Raw genomic sequence first — 17,468 nt, forward strand, 5'->3', positions numbered from 1 at the left:
ACGTCCCATCACGTCGGCCTCTTTCCTCGATCAGTGTCGCTTACGGCGTCACAATGTTGAACCAGAAGTCGAAGTTGTCGAGAGAGGCAAACATGTCGGTGATCTTTTGCTGATCGCCGGTAACCTTGACATCCCCCTTCGCCAGCGCGTCCTTGAGCGTCATTTCCTTGAGCATCATGCGATTCAGGGACTCGCGGCTGAGCGTCATGCTCGCCGTTGGCTCCTTGGCCTGCTTGCCCTCGGTGTGGTTCAGCACGCTGTTCACCATCTCCAACGTGTACTTCTGGTTGGTGTCGGTGAAGTCCAGGTTTAGCACCACATGCTTGCCCGCGGCCTTTTCGCGATTCAGACGCACCGCGAAGTAGTCGAACAGCATGTCCAGCGTCATGGCGCGCACGGTATCGGGGCTGGCGGTGTCAGGCACCGGCAGCTTCTGCACACCCTCGCGCAACTCCTTGGCACCGGTCAGATAGAAATTTCGCCACGGGCCGCTCTCGGCCTGGTAGCCCATCTGCTCCAGGGCGTCGGCCTGCAAGTTCTTGGCTTCCTGGTTGTCGGGCTCGGCAAAGACCGCGTAGTTCACAACTTCGGCCACCCAGCGGTAATCCCCCTTCTTGTAATACTCGCGCGCCTTCGACAGGATGGCGGGAACGCCGCCCATCATGTCAACGTAGCGCTTGGAGGCTTCCTGAACTGGCAGCGTGTGCAGCGTCGCCGGATTGCCGTTGAACCAGCCCAGATACAGGACGTACGTCGCGCGCACGTTGTGGTTCACCGAGCCGTAGTAGCCGCGATTCGAAAACTTCGTTGCGATGGCCTCCGGCAGCTTGACCTGCTCCGCGATCTCTTCCTTGTTGTAGCCCATGTTGGCTAGGCGCAGCGTCTCGTCATTGATGTAGCGGTACATGTCCCGCTGCAGGCCCAGCTGCTCCTGAACCTCCTTTTTGCCCCACACCGGCCAGTGGTGCATGGCGTACATGACTTCGACGTCGTCGCCCCACAGGGCCAGCGCCTCGTTCAGGTACTTCGACCAAGCCAGCGGGTCGCGGATCTTGGCGCCGCGCAGAGAATAGGTGTTGTGCAGCGTGTGGGTGGAGTCTTCGGCCGTGTTCAGGGCTTTCTTCTCCTTGATGTAATACAGCATCTCGGCCGGCGCTTCGCTTCCAGGCGCGTACAGGAATTCGTACGTCAGCCCATCGATCGTGCGCGTTTCACCGGTCTTCTCGATGATGTCCGTGGGCGGGATGAGGGTAACCGTGCCCGCCGACGTCGTGGTGCCCAGGCCGGCGCCCACTTGGCCTGTGGCGCTGGGCGGCAGCAGGTTGCCGTACATGTAACTGGCGCGACGGCTCATCGCGGTGCCGGCCATGACGTTTTCCGCTACTGCATGCTCGAGGAACCCGAGCGGCGCGTAGATTTTTACCTTGCCGGCTTTGACGTCAGCCTCGTCCACCACACCGCGCACGCCGCCATAGTGATCCACGTGGCTGTGTGTATAGATCACCGCGACCACCGGCTTTTTCGGCCGGTGCTGGTAGTAGAGGTCTAATGCTGCCTTGGCAGTTTCGGTGGAGATGAGAGGATCCATAATCGTCAGGCCTTCCTTGCCTTCGACGATCGTCATGTTGGAGAGGTCGAAATTCCGGACTTGGTATATGCCGTCCGTGACTTGAAAGAGACCCGAAATATTCAGCAGCTGCGATTGCCGCCACAGGCTCGGGTTAACGGTGTCCGGCGCGGGCGCGCCTTCCTTGATGAAGTCGTACTTCGTCGGATCCCAGACCAAGTTGCCCTGCTCGCCCTTGATCATGCCGGAGGGCAGGGGAGCGATGAACCCCTTGTGAGCAAGTTCGAATGACGTCTTGTCAGAAAAGGGCAACTCCTTGAGCAGTGCCGCGTTGGCATCCTTCGTGGCCTGTTCCGCCGCTTTGGGGGTGTTCGCTGCCCAAGCCGGCTGGGCAATTGCCAGTGTGACGGCAGCCGCGATCGCACGAACCCTCCAATACTCACTGCTTCCGACTCTGGTGGACCGTCTCGATGCTGCGCAAGAAGGCGAAAGGTTTTTCTTACTGGAAATGAGCTTCATAACGACTTCTCTCCATGTACTAAGAAAGATCCACGCCAAAGGCGCGCACCAGGGAAAAAACAGAAGCGGGTAGCGCAGTAGTTCGAGATTTCCTGTGAAAAGGGCAGGGCGGAACGGGATGTCGATTGGCAGTGCCAGGGCAACGCCTGGACGCAGCGTTCGCGCGGGAGTGACGCCGGCCCGTTGTGCATGCACAACGAAAGACCTCAGCCCGTGTAGTGCGACTTTGCGATTCGCGTCATTTGTTCGATAGTCAAATAAATTCGGCCAAATGGCAAGGCGGCGGACGGTGCCGCAGTGGAGATCCGGCATGGTTCACCCGCGGACATTCAGGTCACGATATACCGTTCGGCCGGCGTGGCATGGCTGGGCGTCGATCCTGGCCTTCCTCGTGGTAGCAGATGCAATGGCACAACCAACCATTCGCTTGAGCCACGATGATTTGCAGAAGCGCGCCAATGGTGTGTTGGCTCTCATGTCCTTTTCCATAGTGCCGGACATAACGACCAGTTCCCTGTCCATCGGCAGTGCTGGCGCTTCCACGTCCGGCTCGACGGAATTTTTCATGACGCAGTTGGGAGGTGGTGACACGGTGTCCGACTCGGTGCCGATCTACCTTGAGGGCGTGGTGGCCGCCAGCCGCTACGATCCCACCTTCATTGCGAGCCAAGGCGCTGAGCAACGTCGCATCCCGACCAAATGGAACAGCGTCTCGGCTACCGGCGGCATCGGCTGGGATTTCAAGCTGACCGATGAACTGAAGCTGCGTCCAATCTTCAACTTTGCTCTGGGCAATGTCACCAGCGACCTGCGGGCGGCAAGCTGGTACGTGGGGCAGAGTACAGGCAGGGATGTGGACTTCCTGGATCGAGGCTCCCTAAATGCCTATGGGCTTGGCGGATCGCTGATGCTGGATTACGAGCATTACCGGCCGGGCTATGAGGTGGATGTGGAACTGCGATATTCCGACATCAGGCTCAAGAGCTTCGACAGTTCCTCGGCGGTGCAGGGTAATGCGGTGGCTCAGTCTGCCAATTTGTGGGCGCGCTACCGGGCACCAACCGGGTTCATTTTGCTGCAGCGCCCGTTGCGCTACGTGCTTGAGCTGACGCATTCCGAGTTTTTGGGTGACCAGCGCGGCGCGCTTGGCTTTGATCGGCTGACCGCTCTCGGCGCCGGCCTGGAACTGGATTCGAGTGCCTATGACGTGTTCATCACGCGAACCCGCTTGGTCGGCCGATATGTGTTTGGCACGAATGTGTCTGGCTTCTCGGTCGGGCTTGCTGTCAGTTTCTGATTTGGTCCGATCCGGAAAGCCAGATGCGAGACGCGGCTCACGTGGGGACTTTGTGGGGACTTCGTGGCCCATCTATGACCATCGTTGCACGCCGTTTGCAGCGAGCGACAACGTAAGTTGTTGAAAAATATAGGGATCAACTTGACCGCTTTGCATGGGGTGCAAGGGGTCGCGAGTTCGAATCCCGCCGTCCCGACCAGAAGTTCCAAGGCCGTTAGTGATGAAAATCACTGACGGCCTTTCTCATTTGGTCTCTCTCTTTTGGCCTTTCTCATTTGCGGAATTCAATGCCGCTTCAGCGCGGTCGACGCCGACCTGCGCGGAACAGTGAGATACGTTGTTCGCCTGTTCAATCGGCTTGGATATAGGTTTGGATATCGGTTTGGATACCAGCTTGGATAGCGATCACTGCGATAGACCGACTGCCTGAATTTAGTCCGCCGCATCTGCACTGCTGAAAGAACCAAGCGCGCCGGTTGATGGCGCGGCGCGAAGCGGTCGTCAATCGACCCGCCGAATCCCGCAGATTTCTTTCTTCGCCGACCGCGAGCATCCTCGGATGAGTGCTTGTGCTGTACGGCTATGCGCCGCACATCATTGGGTCGCGCAATGCAACGCCCGGCGAGGCATATCAATGTGGCCGCGGGTCGGATGATCGCCATTGATGGCTGCTTCGTCGTTCGCCTTCATCGTCTCGTCTAACCCTTCAACGTTTCATGTCAGACGGGGCTGATCGATTCCCGGAGCATTCCGCGTGACATTCAACGGTCGTCACATCGCCGAAGCTTCCTCGCCACAGTACGCCAGGTTGCTGACCGCACCGAAATCTCCACCGAAGGACTGATATGGCAGCTCATGCACGAGAGAAGACGGGTTTTGAGAAATGGCAAGACACCATAAACATGGTGGTCAGCGATTCCAAATGGAACGTGTGGAGTTGTGAAATTCGGATGGTAGTTAATGAGTTCAACGACCATCTTTCCCATACACCCGGGTGTTTTCCAGGGAACCGGGAGGGCGTGTTCGGATCGGCTTTATGATCGCGCCAACACTGTTGAATGGAATTCAACCTATAGCGTCTGCAAGCGGACGCAGTATGAGCTTCTGGATAGAAGCAGTGAAAGTGAGCACGAATGAATTGTCTATCGCTTGAAGAGCCATAGTAGCTAGTGTCGCTACCCTATTGTCGAAGTCGACCATGGCGGAGGCTATAGCTGGGGTCAGACGCCGAAGCGTTCGCCAGCGGCGTCTGCATTCACGCGCAGTCAACCCTGATCGGATGGACGGCGGATGGTAGGAGAGGGGGCCGCAGCGGCAACAGGGAGGGAGTGTGCGGAACCGCCCTGCTTGACCAATGAGGCGGTGGTGCCGCTGCGGTATTCAATACTCAGCAAACGGCATTCCCGCCTTCATAGCCAGGCTATCAATCCAGCAATTGCTGCAGAAGCCTGCGGCGATCCAGTTCGGCAAGGCGCGCGTCCGTTTCTTGCCGCCACCCGGCTTCCCAGGAAGCGAGTCGTGCGCGCCATTTTCGGAGGGGCTCGCCGGTGTGGCCCGGCATGTTGTCCGCCTGCATTAGGGGGCAAGCCGACAACGGTACGCCATATCGCGCGGCTTCCTGGCCGGCTCTGTGGATCGGGTCATCCATTTTGCGCCTCCGGGTGGAACGGTCGTAAGCCAAAAGATGAGCCCGGTAGCCATCCGTGTCCAGAAAAGTTACTTGAGGAAATAGCGGGATGGATCATCGCAGGCACGTCTGTGGGAAGCCTTAGGCCAGCGTTCCGGTGTCTTTGCTTAAAGTTCCACCCATTGCATCCACCAGCCTTGGTAGTAGCGCCGCCCGTCGATTTCTTCGAAGCCGCAGACCATCATGCCCCTGTCTGATCCGAAGGTCAGCAGTTCGGGCTCCAGTAGGTCGGGGATCGGGCTTTTCTGCGGCGCGCCAAATTTGGCCAGGGTGTCGAGGGTCATGACGCTGATGTAGCGGCGCATGTCGTCTCGCATGATGGAGTACATGCGGACCGTACCGGTAACGGGGGGCGCGGGATCGTTGTCACGGCGCTGCTGGCCCAGGTAGTGGGTTCGGACGACGGTGCATCGCATGGGTCATGCTTGAGAAAACTGTATGGATATACAGTATATGTCACCAAAAACGGGGTCGGTTTAACGTTCAGCCATCGGCGGGCTTGTTGAGCGCGCGAGTTGATGGGGAGCGCCGGAGGGCGTGGGCTTGCCAAGCGTGACGATGGCGGCGATAGCGTCGGGTCAGCGCCCAAAGCAAAAGCGCCCCGGCGGGGCGCTTTGAATACGGCTGGAAATCGTTCAGTGGCGGTGGCGCGCCGTGGCGCGCGGCACGTAGCGGATGCCGCCACCCGGCGGCGGCTGGCCGGATTCCATTTCCTTCATCCATCCGGCTTCCCAAGCCTCGACCTTGCCGCGCCAATCGGCTATGGATTCGCCCGTGTGCCCGGGCATGGCGGCGGCGCGGTAGTACGGGCAATCCCAGAGCGTGAGTCCTTCGCGGGCAGCTTGAGCGCCCAGCTTTTGGATGTCGTCGCGTTGCATTGCACAGTCCTCCAAAAGGTAGGTGGTTGGGATGCAAAGTATTCCGCAGGGAACCGCTTATTTCAATAGTGTCGCGATACTATCCCGGGCGGTGCCGGCGTCATGCTGGCGCGCCCTTTGGCATGCGGATGAGCAAACGTCCGGGACGTTGCGTCGCGCTTGTGCAACCTCGCGTTGGCACAACGGCTCATCCGCTCACAGCACAGCACAGCACAGCACAGCACAGCACAGGACAGGACAGGACAGCACACCACCTCCCCACAACTGTTATGCGCCGAATTCCTTGCCTCTGTGCCTTTCGCGGGTCGGAGGCGGTCCGCACAATCTCGTCTTCCCGCCTTGTCCGGGCGGCTTTCGAAGGACGACTTTGATGCGTTACCGCTATGTCACCGCCGATGTTTTTACCGGCCAGGCTTACCAGGGCAATCCGTTGGCCGTGGTGCTCGACGCTCACGGGCTGGATACCGCGCAGATGCAGCGGATCGCGCGTGAATTCAATTATTCGGAAACCAGTTTCGTGCTGCCCCCGCAGGATCCGGCTCATACGGCTTGCGTGCGCATCTTCACACCGGATCGAGAAGTGCCGTTTGCCGGGCATCCCAATGTCGGCACGGCCGTCGTGTTGGCGCGCGAACAGATGACGTCGGGGCGGCCGGCGCCGAAGGCGTTCGTGTTTGAAGAGGAGGCGGGATTGGTGCGGATCTCGCTGACATATGGCGAGCACGGACTGGACGGAGCAGAGCTGCGCGCGCCGCAACCGCTGTCCCTCGGTAGCGAGGCGCCGGTGGATGCCGTGGCGCGCGCGCTGCGGCTGGATGTCGATGACATCGCAGTTGCCGAGCACGCGCCTGCCGTGGTGTCCGTGGGGCTGCCTTTCCTGGTGGTGCAGCTTGCCAGTCGCGACGCTTTGCGGCGCGCGATTCCGGATGCGGGCGGCTATGCGGCGCTGATGCCGCAGCTCGGGGCGAAGTCCATTTATATCTACACCACGGATACTGGCAATGACGCGATCGATGCGCCCACCGATATCCAGGCGCGCATGCTGACCGGGCGCATGACCGAGGATCCGGCCACGGGCAGCGCGACCGCGGCGGCCACGGCCTTGCGCGCGTCGCTCGCGGGCAAGGCCTTGCGGTTGCGGGTGGGGCAGGGCGTGGACATGGGACGCGCAAGTCTATTGCTGGCGCACGCGGAACCGCGAGCGGACGGGATTTGGGCCGGGGTGTCGGGTCAGGCCGTGGTGGTGATGGAGGGCACGCTGCCAGCCCCCGCCCGCCAATGAAATGCCTACGCTGCCAGCGCCTGCCCGCGAATGAAATGGCTACGCTGCCGATACCCGCCCGCGACTGAAACGGCCACGTTGCCGGCGCCGCGCGCTGTCGTGTATGCTCCAGCGCATGAACGCATTGCATAACGCGCCGGCCTGGCCGGCAGATTATCGACGAATCACTCGACGTTTACGTTGAGTGGCCAGTCGCGTTCGAGCGCTGATTTTCCAGCGCTTTTCCCAGAAGGCCACGATATGCTCGTGGCCTTGTTCATTTGCAGTGCTTCCTCGTCCGCAGCGTATCGCATGGCCTTCATTTCTTTTGTCAAAGGAATGAAGCATGACCGAGCAACACCTCGCCATCCGGCCTTTCCATCCGTCCGATGAGGCGGCCATCATTGCGTTGTGGCACGCCTGCGGCCTGACGCGTCCCTGGAACGATCCGCGCAAGGACATTGCGCGCAAGCTGACTGTGCAGTCCGACCTGTTCCTGGTCGGTGAAGTGGACGGCGACATCGTGGCGACGCTGATGGGCGGCTATGACGGCCATCGCGGCTGGATCAATTATCTGGCGGTGTCGCCGTCGCACCAGCGGCGCAACTACGCGACGGTGTTGATGAAGGCCGTGGAGCGCAAATTGCTGGAGATGGGATGTCCGAAGATCAACCTGCTGATCCGTTCGGATAATGCCGCGGTGAAAGCGTTCTACGACAGCCTGGGTTTCCAGGAGGATGCGGTCATCAGCCTGGGCAAGCGACTGATTCCGGATCTTTGATCGCCCCGCCGCGAATTGCGACGGGGGGGGGCGGCCTGGCCGGGGCTTGCCGCGGCCGGTCAGATCGCTTGCGTCAGGTACACGGCTTCGCGCCCGACGATAGGCATGCGCGTAGGCATGAATATCATGCAGTTGTCGCAGGGCGAGCGGATTTCCTCGGTGCCGTTCATGGCGATCAGCTCCCCCTTGTCGAAGGTTTCGAAGCCGATGACCGGGCGCGTAAAGGTGAAATCCTCGGACTTCACCATGTGGACCTCCAGCAGGCGGTAGCGCTGGGGCGCGGGCGGCGGGGTGGCGTCGGCCGGCTTGTCGATCAAGCCCAGATGCGCCAGGAAACGCAGGGTTACGTCCGTCGCCAATTCGGCCGCCGACCGGGCGAAATGCTGTCCGCATTCCACGACCAGCGCGCCGCCGCTGTCGGACATCGGATCGCCGTGGTGCCCGTAGCCCATGACGCCGGTGCCGGGAAACTTGTCTTGCGGCATGACCAGGTGCACTTGGGGCGCGCCCACGGCCGAGGCCAGGGCCGTGTTGCGATCCATCTCGTTGTAGACCCAGAAGGGTTGCACGGGGGCGCGGGTGGAATGGATGTCCAGCACGAAGTCCGCGGCGTCCAGCACGGGTCGCATCTCGCGGGCGCGGCGCAGTTCAGGGCTTTCCTCGGGGCCGTCCAGCATGGCGGCCGACCAGATGCGGTTCAGGTTGTGGACCAGCTGGCGGTTGTCGTACGGCCGGTCGATGTCGAAGGCCTCGTAGGCCTCGACGTGGGCGAAGCTGACCGTCAGCGTGCCGATCTTCGGACGCACGTTGGTATCCAGCAGGTGCGTGGCGGCCACCATGCCACAGATCTCGTTGCCGTGCGTGATGGCGTTGATGAGCACGTGCGGCCCGGGCTTGCCGGATTCGAATCGGTGCACATAGGGAATGCCGGTATTGCCTTCGCGGTAGGCGGACAGGTCACGAGGGAGAACTTCGAGCGGTGAGTTATCGGGTTCGAAAGCAGGATTGTTCATGGGACTCGATGGCTGGTTTGGACGAATGCCGGCGCGGCATGTTGCCGATTTGCAAGATGCGCTGGCACTAGCCAGTTTAGTACTGCTTAACCCCTTGAAAACACTGCTTTTCAAGCCTATTTGTTTTTGGCATATTGCGGCCGGGCGTGCAGATTTTGGAGCGCAGCATGAACGGGTGGCCGCAGCGTCACATCAATGGTTTTCAGGTGCAGTGCGAAGTCGTCAACTTGGATACAGGCGTTTTGGCAATCGAGATTTCGGTGAGCCGTAACGGCGACGCCGGATCTCAGCAGCGATGGTCCTTGCCGCGTTTCGTCACGTTCGACGATCCGGCGTCGGCGCGGCGGCATGCGGAACTCGTGCTGTCAGGCATCGTCTCGGTGGACGAGTTCACAGGCGAGCCCCGGTACGGAATACTTTAGCGGCCGCTAGTCTTTTGTTTCGTTTATCACATTCGTGTGTCTTCTGAGCAGGGATTTGGCCGCTACAGTGTTATAGGGACGACAACAAAAGGAGAGTTCCATGTTTGACACTTTTCCTGCGCTCCGCCGTACCGGTATGGCCGCCATCACCATCGGTGCGGCTGGCCTGCTGTTTGCGGGCTGTACCACTACCCCCCCGTCCAAACCGTCTGCCGCCGCCAAGACCGACACGCGGCAGGCTTTGGACAGCGCGGCCAACGCGACCCTCGCCAAGCTTTACGAAGCATCGCCGCAATCCAAGGAGCTTGTCGCCCGCGCCAGAGGCGTGCTGGTTTTCCCCGATGTGCTTAGCGGCAGCTTCATCGTCGGCGCCGAACACGGCAAGGGCGTGCTGCGCGTCGGCGGCTCGAATGTTGGCTACTACACCACTACGTCTGGATCGATCGGCTTCCAGGCAGGCGCGCAATCCAAGGCCATGGTCCTGCTGTTCATGACGGATGATGCGTTGAACAAGTTCCGCAACAGCAGCGGCTGGACCGTCGGCGCCGATGCCACCGTGGCGGTCGTCAATATCGGCGCGAACGGACGCATCGACACCAACACGGCGAAGCAGCCGATCGTCGGCTTCGTGATGAACAATGGCGGCCTGATGGCCGGCGTGTCGCTCGAGGGCACCAAGATATCGAAGTACGAGCCCTGATCGCGCCTGTGCAATGAAAAACGCCGCGGACGTGCCGCGGCGTTTTTTTTGTTGCGGGGCAGGGGATGCGCCGCAGTGGGCGGCCGGCTAGCCGATGACGTTGTCGCTGTTTTTGCGGACGGCTGTTTCGCGATCGATCTCGGCTTCTTCGATCTTCGGATCCAGCCCGCGCCAGCGGACGATACTGCCGCGCTCTTCTTCGGGCTCCCAGCCCAGCATTCCGTAGCGCGTGATTTCAGTTTCGCCAGTGGCGAATTCCACTTCAAAGTAACCCTGACGATCGGGTAGCGTACTGCCGGGGAACCATTCGGTTTCGGGCATGGTTTGCTCCTTGCTAAGCGATGGGGAGGGAGGCGCGCCGGCCGCCAGTGCCGGCGGCAGGCGCCTTCATTGTGGGCTTGCGGCGGCGATCCCGCAAGGGGCCGCCGAAGCGGTCGCGTGTCTCAGGCGAGCGGGACGGCGGTGGTGTAGAGCACCTGCTTGAGCGCAAAGCTGGAACGGATACTGGCCACGCCGGGGATGCGTGTGATGTGTTCGACGATCAGGCGTTCCAGCGCGTCCACGTCGGGCACCAGCGCGCGGATGAGGTAGTCCGCATCTCCCGACATCAGGTAGCACTCCATGATCTCGGGCAGCACGGCGATTTCACGTTCGAATACGTCCAGCGCGGCCTTGCGCTGCTTGTCCAGCGAGATCTGGATGAACACGTTGACCTTGAGCCCCAGCTTGCGGGCGTTCAGCAGCGTCACGCGGCGGTCGATGAGTCCGTCGGTTTCCAGGCGGCGCACGCGTGCAAGGCAGGGCGAGGCAGACAGGTTCACTCGCGCGGCCAGTTCCACGTTGGTGAGTCGGGCGTCGCGTTGCAGTTCGTTCAGGATGCGGATGTCAGTGGCATCCAGGTTGATTTCCGGCATAAGTCACCTAAAGGGGGCGTATTTACAGCTCGTCTGTGCTGAGTATGCCGGGTATTGCCGGTAAAAGCGGTTAAAAATGCTGGGGTTAACCCTATAGACTGTTCTGTCCTTTGGTCATCCGGCCAATGCGCAGAATAATTCAGTCGTAGATCACGTTGTAATGACTCAGCAGAGCAGTTTCCGCAAGTTTTTGCCGCTGGCCGGCGCGGTGGCCATATGGGGGGGCAATTGGCCGGTAATGAAGCTGGGTCTGGCCCACATGAGCCCGCTTTGGCTTGCCGCCAGCCGGTTTGGCTCGGCTGCGCTGATCAGTGTGGTGGTGCTGGCGATGCTGGGGCGCCTGCGGCTGCCAACGCGCCAGGAATGGCCGTTGGTCGCAGGGGTGGCCCTGCTGCAGATGGGCGCGTTCACGGCGTTGGCGCTGTGGGCACTGCAATACGTGGCGCCGGGGCGTGCATCCGTTATCGCGTATGCCACATCCATATGGGTGATACCGCTGTCATCGCTGGTCTTGAAAGAGCGCTTGTCGATCGGGCAGTGGCTTGCGACGGCGTTGAGCTATGCGGGCATCGGCGTGATCGTGGCGCCCGCTTTCAGCCCGTGGCAATCGCATACCGTCATTGGCCTGGCGATGCTGCTGGGCGCCTCGTTCGCCTGGGCCTGCAACATCATCCAATTGCGGGGAAACCGGCATGTGCGGCTGGGCGCGGACATGATTCCCTGGCAGACCGCCATCGCCACCATCCCGCTGGTGGCGCTGGCCTGGATGCGCGATGGCTCTCCTGACTTTCTAGGCACGGCAGAGGCGTGGCCGGTGATCTTCTACACGGGGCCGCTGGCGACGGCGCTGACGTTCATCGTTGTGCTGGGCATGACGCAGAAACTGCCGCCGGCGGCGACATCCATCGCCATGCTGTGCGTGCCGGTAATCGGATTGCTCGTATCGTCCGTCGTCTTCCACGAGCGCATGTCGGCGGATCTGGCCCTGGGTTTGGGGCTGATCGCCGCCAGCGTCGCGGCTTCCGCGTTGGCCGGGCGCTTTCGCCGGCCGCTTGCGTTGCGCCCGTTGTAGTTGGCACTAGAATGGCGTGCGCCGGAACGTAACCGGCATGTGACGCGGACGCGCAGCAAATATGGATTCCTTATACATAGTGGTCGTGGTGGGCGCCATGGCTGCGGGTTTCGTGCAGGGCCTGTCGGGCTTTGGGTTTGGGATGGTGGCGATGTCGTTCTGGGCATGGACCGTGGATCCCAGGCTTGCGGCCGCCATGGCTGTTTTTGGCGCACTGACGGGGCAGTTGCTGGCCGCGTTCACGGTGCGCCGCGGCTTCGCGATGGCTCATCTGCTTCCGTTCATCGTCGGCGGGCTGATGGGCATTCCACTGGGCGTGAAGGTGCTGCCGCATCTTGATCCCCTGGTGTTCAAGGCGTTCATCGGCGCATTGCTGGCGATCTGGTGTCCCATCATGCTGTTCGCGGCCCGTATTCCACGCATCACCGTGGGCGGGAAGGTGGCCGATGGCGTGGCGGGCGCGATCGGCGGCGTCATGGGCGGGATCGGCGGCTTTACGGGCGTGATCCCGACGTTGTGGTGCACCTTGCGCGGCTTTGACCGAGACGTGCAGCGCGCCGTGATTCAGAACTTCAATCTGTCCATGCTGATGGTCACGATGGCCAGCTATGTGCTGACGGGCGTGGTCACGCGCGACATGTTGCCCTTGTTCGCGATGATCGTGCCCGCGATGCTGGTGCCCACGCTTTGGGGCGCGCGCGTCTACGTCGGCATCAGCGATGTTGCGTTTCGCCGTGTGGTGCTGGGCCTTTTGACGTTGTCCGGCGTCGCTTTGCTGGCGTCGTCGGTGCCGAAACTTCTGGCCTAGCCGCAGGCGTTCGGCCGATGGGCAAGCCCGGCCGGCATGCTATCGTTTAGCCATTCAAGGAAGAATCACGCATGGCATTGCATCGTTTCGAGAAGGGCGAACTGGGTCATTGGCTGCGCGTCGTGGCCGACAATGGCGAGCCCAACGCGGTCCAGACCGAAGTGCCCGAACATGTGGCGAAGGCGCTGGAAACTCTGCGCTGCATTGAATCCGGCGCCGACGGCCGCTGGGTCATCACCGACAAGGGCCGGCTTTCGCTGCGCATGGAAGAGCCGGGCGCCATTCATCTGCGCTAGGTTTTCCCGGCTTTCGCATTAAGCGATGGCCCCTTTTACGCCTTAAGCCATTGGATTGCTCCCGGTGGCAATTCCCCTCAAATTGCTTGCATCGTTGCGAATGTTTTCGCAGTATTTCGCGCGAATCGGCTTTCGCACTGCGGCGCAGGGAAATTTCTGAGACGGAATGTGCGAATTGACATCTTTCGGACGTATCCCCGCTTGCCGCGCGCCAGTAAGATGAACTTGCGTGACGTTTGCGGGTCTATTCATTTGCGCGGGAAATCCTGTTCTAGCGCGACGTCACGCGTGGTTCGCGCGTTTAGGTAACCGACTGGGAGGTAGCACATGCAGCATCGTGACCAGGAAGTACTGATCGACGTTTCCACAGCGGCCATGGATACCGGCGGATATGGCGTACTGCTGACGGTAACGGCCGAGGGCGGCACCGAAGTGGATGCCGCGTTTTCCCACTTGGGCAACTGCGCTTCATTGGACGAAGCTCGTGATCGCGCGGAAATCTTTGCGCAAAACTGGGTTGAGGAAAACATCTTCCGATAGGGCTTCGGCCCTGGACGGAGCTGATCGGCACGACCGGTCTGTGTGTGCATGAGGCCTGGGCGGATACTCAGAGAATTGCGACGAAAATTTCGGTTATCGTTGCTGCTCCAAAACCTGGGGCCCTTGTCGGGTATGCGTCGTTCCAAGATGACTGCCGCACAGACCAACTCCTCTCTTGCGGAAAACATCCGCGCATTGCGCGAGCATTTCGATACGGTCGTGTTGCCCATGTGGATGGGCCGCGGCTTCAATAACGCGCTCGGCCTGCCTTTTGAATCGCTGGATTCCTCCAGCGGCGACCCATTGCCCGCAGTGCGGTATCGCGCAATGGCGTGCGCACGGCAGCTTTATGTGTTCGCCTTGGCGCCTGGCGCGGCCGCCGCGCAGCATGCTGATCGCCTGTTCGAATCATTGCATCGCGTTTTCCGCGATGAAAACGGAGGCTGGCGATACAGCGTGGACGCGCAGGCGCAGCCGCTGGACGACACCCAGGATCTTTACACGCACGCATTCATCGTGCTGGCCTGTTCGGCCTATTTTCAGCGCTCGCGGAATGCGTACGCGCGCAAACTCATGCTTGCGACGGCTCATGCCATCGAGGCGCGTTTCAAGACCGCGGATTCGCTGTACCACGCGGCATTGAGCCCGGACTTTTCCCAACCGCTGAAACCCCCCGCCCAAAATCCCATGATGCATCTGACCGAGGCCTATCTGGCCGCGGCGCAGGTAGCAGAACCGGCCTTGTTCGCGCAGCACTTGCGCGCGCTGGCGCAGGGAATCAGTCAGTCCTTCGTGCATGCGCCGACACAGTGTGTCGCGGAGGCGCTTCAGGGCACGCCGGCCAATCGGCTGGAACCCGGACATCAGTTCGAATGGCTTTCGCTGGTGCACGGTGCGGCCCAGGTTTTCGAAGGACTGGATCTGGCCGAGTCCCTGCCGCGGGCGGTGCAGTGGTCGCGTGAGCACGGCGTGGATGCGGCGGGTGTGATCGCATCACTGGACGAAGCGGGCGTCGTCATCGACGACACGCGACGGATTTGGGCGCAGACGGAATATCTGCGTGTCTTGGCGGTAACGGGCGACCTGTCCGCGTTGCTGGCGGCGCTGGTGGATTTTCGGGCGCATTTCCTGCACGCGAGCGGATGGCATGAATGCCTGGATGCCAGCGGGGCGGTCACCCGTTCCGACATGCCGTCGACGTCGCCCTACCACCTGGCCACGTGCCTGGATGCGTTACAAAACGTTGTTTCCTAATCACGTTAACAATTTTTGTCGGTTTATGCGCACGATTTGATAGAAAAACATTGGTGAAATCCCTTACAATTTGCTAACACTGTTTGTGGGGAAGCATCAATGAGCGTTATGTGCTTGGCTTGCCAACGCATTAACCCGGGACTTGCTGGCGTCGCGCCGCATTCGCACCTGGGACATCAAGGATTTACCAACCCAACGCAGAAAGGCCGGGAGGAAAGCCGCGAAGATCACTTCCGTTGCTTGAATTGCGGTGCTAAATGGCTGCGCGAAACCGACAAATGGGGCGTAGACCTGGGCTTCAAGCTCGCGCCTTGACTGCGAATTGTCCGAACAGCAACGGGCCCCATGCGGGGCCCGTTTGCATTTGGTTTCGATTGTTGGCCGAGCGGTACCCGTTGAGGCAGCCTTGAAGGGGCGGCGCAGTCAAGGGGAGAGGGTAGCCGCCACCACGTCGGGATCCCGGCTGGCGGTTTCCAGCAGCCATTCCCGGAAACAGGTCAGGGCGTGATGGTCGCGCCGTTGCGCCGGCGCGCAAAGGTGATAGCCGCGGGCAATGCGGACCGGCAGCTCTGGAAACGGCGCCGCGACCCGGCCCGATTGCAGTTCGTCGCGCACCAGACAACGCTGCAGCACCGCGATGCCCATGTCTGCCATGACCGCGCGTATCAGGATCGATACCTGGTCAAAACCGTTGGCCAATGCGACGGAATCGCGCGGCACGCCGGCTCCTGTGAACCACTGCGCCCAGTTGTCCATGCCGTTCGTGTGATAGAGCAGCGGCTCGCCCAGAAGACCGTGCGGCGTATTCCACATACCTTGAGCCTGTCGCGCCGCCAGCCGTCCTGGATGGCAGATCACCACCATTTCGCGTCCGATGACGTAGTCGGCTTGCCATCCTGGCCATTGATCCGGGGTGCCCGACAGGATGCTGGCGTCCGGCGTGTCGCCGGAGAAGTCCTCGTTGCGGCGATATGCGGCAAAGCTCAGCCGGATGTCCGGATGGCGTTGATAAAAGTCGGGTAGCTGCGGCACCAGCCATGCGCTGGCCAGGGTGGGCACGGTGGACAGCGTCAGCCGCAGCCGTCGCTCATCGGTCCGCAGGCCGGCGCTGAGCGCCTCGATGGCTTGCAACGGCGCTTGCGCGCCTTCGAAGAGTTTGCGTCCGGTTTCCGTCAGCTTCAGGCCGTGCGCATTGCGTTGCATCAGCGGCTGGCCGAAGTGCGCTTCCAGACGGGAGATGGCGCGACTGATGGCGCCCTGGGTGACGCACAGCACGTCGGCGGCCTGCGTGAAGCTGCCAAGCCGCGCCGCCGTCATGAAGGCGTGAAGCTCGGACATGGACGGAGAGTGCAGGCGCATTGAGCATGATCTTTGGTAATGGAAGCGTGCAATTTAGTCGTTTGAAAGGACATCGTAAAGTTTGGACACTGGCGGCCTTCTCGATACCTTTCAACTTCGGAGTCGCCTCATGTCCCGCCACCTGTTTGGCCGGTCCACGCGCTTTGCGCTTGCCGGCATGTTTGCCACGCTGTCCTTCGCCGGCATTGCGCATGCCGCCGATTACCCCTCCCGTCCGATCAAGCTGGTAGTGCCGTTTGCCGCCGGCGGCTCGACGGATATCGTGGCGCGTCTGGTGGCCGAGTACGCCGGCCGCGACCTGAAGCAGACCATCGTGGTCGAAAACAAGGCGGGGGCGGGCGGTTCGCTGGGCATGGAACAGGTGGCCCGGTCGACCCCCGACGGCTACACGATCGGCATGGCCACGATGAGCACGCACGGCTCCAATCCGGCCGTGTTCCGCAAGATGAACTACGACCCGGTCAAGGACTTCGTGCCGGTAGCCAATGTGCTGGCCGTGCCCAGCATCTTTGCGATCAACCCCAACGTGCCCGCCAAGAACATGGCGGAATTTGTCGCGCTGTCCAAGAGCGCGCCCGAGCGCTACAGCTTTGCTTCGCCCGGCGTCGGTTCGCTGGGCCATGTGAACATCGAGAACTTCATGATGCTGGCCGGCATCAAGCTGCTGCACGTTCCGTATCGCGGCGCGGGCCCGGCCTTGAACGACGTGATGGGCGGACAGGTGGATGCGATCACCGACAACCTGTCGTCGACCTTGCCGCAGGTGCTGGGCGGCAAGCTGCGTCCGCTGGCCGTGCTGGGCGCGGAGCGTTCGCCCCTGCTGCCGGACGTGCCGACGTACATCGAACTGGGCTACCCCGACATGGGCACGGGCGGCTGGTTCGGCCTGGTGGCGCCGGCCGGCACGCCGCCAGCCGTCGTGGACCGCCTGAACAAGGCAGTGCGCGCGGCGATGGACGACCCGGAATTCCGCAAGAAGGCCGAAGACGTGGGTGGTACGCTGATGCCGACGACGCCGCAAGAGTTCCAGGTGCAGATCGACCAGGCCCTGGCTCGCTACGCGAAGGTCGCCAAGACCGCCAACATCCAGGCTGACTGAC

The 17,468-nt window shown here is 61.4% G+C and carries 20 protein-coding genes; 12 read left to right on the forward strand and 8 right to left on the reverse strand.

The window, feature by feature from the left end:
* Positions 1-40 precede the first annotated feature (40 nt).
* Positions 41-2,086, reverse strand: a complete 2,046-nt coding sequence (locus RT614_RS00705) for an alkyl/aryl-sulfatase (RefSeq protein WP_313619585.1) — start codon at positions 2,084-2,086, stop codon at positions 41-43.
* Positions 2,087-2,492: 406 nt separating this feature from the next.
* Here RT614_RS00705 and RT614_RS00710 point away from each other — a divergent pair, with 406 nt between their 5' ends.
* Positions 2,493-3,383 (forward strand): hypothetical protein, encoded by an 891-nt coding sequence (locus RT614_RS00710; RefSeq protein ID WP_313619586.1) that lies wholly within the window; start codon positions 2,493-2,495, stop codon positions 3,381-3,383.
* 1,423 nt (positions 3,384-4,806) lie between these two features.
* On the opposite strand, the gene RT614_RS00715 is transcribed toward RT614_RS00710, so the two are convergent.
* From RT614_RS00715 to RT614_RS00725, 3 genes are all read right to left on the reverse strand, one after another.
* Positions 4,807-5,031 (reverse strand): CrpP-related protein, encoded by a 225-nt coding sequence (locus RT614_RS00715; protein ID WP_313619587.1) that lies wholly within the window; start codon positions 5,029-5,031, stop codon positions 4,807-4,809.
* 146 nt (positions 5,032-5,177) lie between these two features.
* The gene (locus tag RT614_RS00720) at positions 5,178-5,486 is read right to left on the reverse strand and encodes a hypothetical protein (RefSeq protein WP_313619589.1); all 309 of its coding nucleotides are present in this window, start codon (positions 5,484-5,486) and stop codon (positions 5,178-5,180) included.
* Between the two features lie 219 nt (positions 5,487-5,705).
* On the reverse strand, positions 5,706-5,948 hold the full coding sequence (locus RT614_RS00725) for a CrpP-related protein (protein WP_313619590.1): 243 nt from the start codon (positions 5,946-5,948) through the stop codon (positions 5,706-5,708).
* 370 nt (positions 5,949-6,318) lie between these two features.
* On the opposite strand from RT614_RS00725, the gene RT614_RS00730 reads away from it, so the two are divergent.
* Both RT614_RS00730 and RT614_RS00735 read left to right on the forward strand, forming a co-directional pair.
* A complete protein-coding gene (locus RT614_RS00730; protein ID WP_313619591.1) occupies positions 6,319-7,230 on the forward strand; it encodes a PhzF family phenazine biosynthesis protein in 912 nt (303 codons plus the stop codon).
* A gap of 325 nt (positions 7,231-7,555) precedes the next feature.
* Entirely contained in the window at positions 7,556-7,990 is a 435-nt protein-coding gene (locus RT614_RS00735; RefSeq protein WP_313619592.1) for a GNAT family acetyltransferase, read from the forward strand.
* 59 nt (positions 7,991-8,049) lie between these two features.
* On the opposite strand, the gene RT614_RS00740 is transcribed toward RT614_RS00735, so the two are convergent.
* A complete protein-coding gene (locus tag RT614_RS00740) occupies positions 8,050-9,003 on the reverse strand; it encodes a succinylglutamate desuccinylase/aspartoacylase family protein (RefSeq protein ID WP_313619594.1) in 954 nt (317 codons plus the stop codon).
* 167 nt (positions 9,004-9,170) lie between these two features.
* Here RT614_RS00740 and RT614_RS00745 point away from each other — a divergent pair, with 167 nt between their 5' ends.
* Positions 9,171-9,425, forward strand: coding sequence for a hypothetical protein (locus RT614_RS00745; protein WP_313619596.1), 255 nt, complete (start codon positions 9,171-9,173; stop codon positions 9,423-9,425).
* A gap of 100 nt (positions 9,426-9,525) precedes the next feature.
* The gene (locus RT614_RS00750; protein WP_313619598.1) at positions 9,526-10,125 is read left to right on the forward strand and encodes a YSC84-related protein; all 600 of its coding nucleotides are present in this window, start codon (positions 9,526-9,528) and stop codon (positions 10,123-10,125) included.
* A gap of 87 nt (positions 10,126-10,212) precedes the next feature.
* Here RT614_RS00750 and RT614_RS00755 read toward each other — a convergent pair whose 3' ends face one another.
* The gene (locus tag RT614_RS00755; protein WP_313619599.1) at positions 10,213-10,446 is read right to left on the reverse strand and encodes a hypothetical protein; all 234 of its coding nucleotides are present in this window, start codon (positions 10,444-10,446) and stop codon (positions 10,213-10,215) included.
* Between the two features lie 122 nt (positions 10,447-10,568).
* Positions 10,569-11,039 (reverse strand): Lrp/AsnC family transcriptional regulator, encoded by a 471-nt coding sequence (locus tag RT614_RS00760; RefSeq protein ID WP_006218755.1) that lies wholly within the window; start codon positions 11,037-11,039, stop codon positions 10,569-10,571.
* 160 nt (positions 11,040-11,199) lie between these two features.
* Between RT614_RS00760 and RT614_RS00765 the strand changes: the two genes are divergently transcribed.
* From RT614_RS00765 to RT614_RS00790, 6 genes are all read left to right on the forward strand, one after another.
* Complete coding sequence (locus RT614_RS00765; protein WP_313619601.1) at positions 11,200-12,111, forward strand: DMT family transporter; 912 nt, start codon at positions 11,200-11,202, stop codon at positions 12,109-12,111.
* Between the two features lie 61 nt (positions 12,112-12,172).
* The gene (locus RT614_RS00770; RefSeq protein WP_313619602.1) at positions 12,173-12,919 is read left to right on the forward strand and encodes a sulfite exporter TauE/SafE family protein; all 747 of its coding nucleotides are present in this window, start codon (positions 12,173-12,175) and stop codon (positions 12,917-12,919) included.
* A gap of 71 nt (positions 12,920-12,990) precedes the next feature.
* Positions 12,991-13,215, forward strand: coding sequence for a hypothetical protein (locus tag RT614_RS00775; protein WP_313619603.1), 225 nt, complete (start codon positions 12,991-12,993; stop codon positions 13,213-13,215).
* A 327-nt stretch (positions 13,216-13,542) separates the two neighbouring features.
* Positions 13,543-13,755, forward strand: coding sequence for a hypothetical protein (locus RT614_RS00780; RefSeq protein ID WP_006218759.1), 213 nt, complete (start codon positions 13,543-13,545; stop codon positions 13,753-13,755).
* Positions 13,756-13,902: 147 nt separating this feature from the next.
* Entirely contained in the window at positions 13,903-15,009 is a 1,107-nt protein-coding gene (locus RT614_RS00785; RefSeq protein ID WP_313620620.1) for an AGE family epimerase/isomerase, read from the forward strand.
* A 99-nt stretch (positions 15,010-15,108) separates the two neighbouring features.
* Positions 15,109-15,324, forward strand: coding sequence for a hypothetical protein (locus RT614_RS00790; RefSeq protein WP_006388022.1), 216 nt, complete (start codon positions 15,109-15,111; stop codon positions 15,322-15,324).
* Positions 15,325-15,432: 108 nt separating this feature from the next.
* On the opposite strand, the gene RT614_RS00795 is transcribed toward RT614_RS00790, so the two are convergent.
* Complete coding sequence (locus RT614_RS00795) at positions 15,433-16,368, reverse strand: LysR substrate-binding domain-containing protein (RefSeq protein WP_313619604.1); 936 nt, start codon at positions 16,366-16,368, stop codon at positions 15,433-15,435.
* Between the two features lie 109 nt (positions 16,369-16,477).
* Here RT614_RS00795 and RT614_RS00800 point away from each other — a divergent pair, with 109 nt between their 5' ends.
* Positions 16,478-17,467, forward strand: a complete 990-nt coding sequence (locus tag RT614_RS00800; RefSeq protein ID WP_313619606.1) for a tripartite tricarboxylate transporter substrate binding protein BugE — start codon at positions 16,478-16,480, stop codon at positions 17,465-17,467.
* Position 17,468 lies beyond the last annotated feature (1 nt).

Source organism: Achromobacter sp., assembly GCF_032102605.1.
GTDB lineage: Bacteria > Pseudomonadota > Gammaproteobacteria > Burkholderiales > Burkholderiaceae_B > Achromobacter.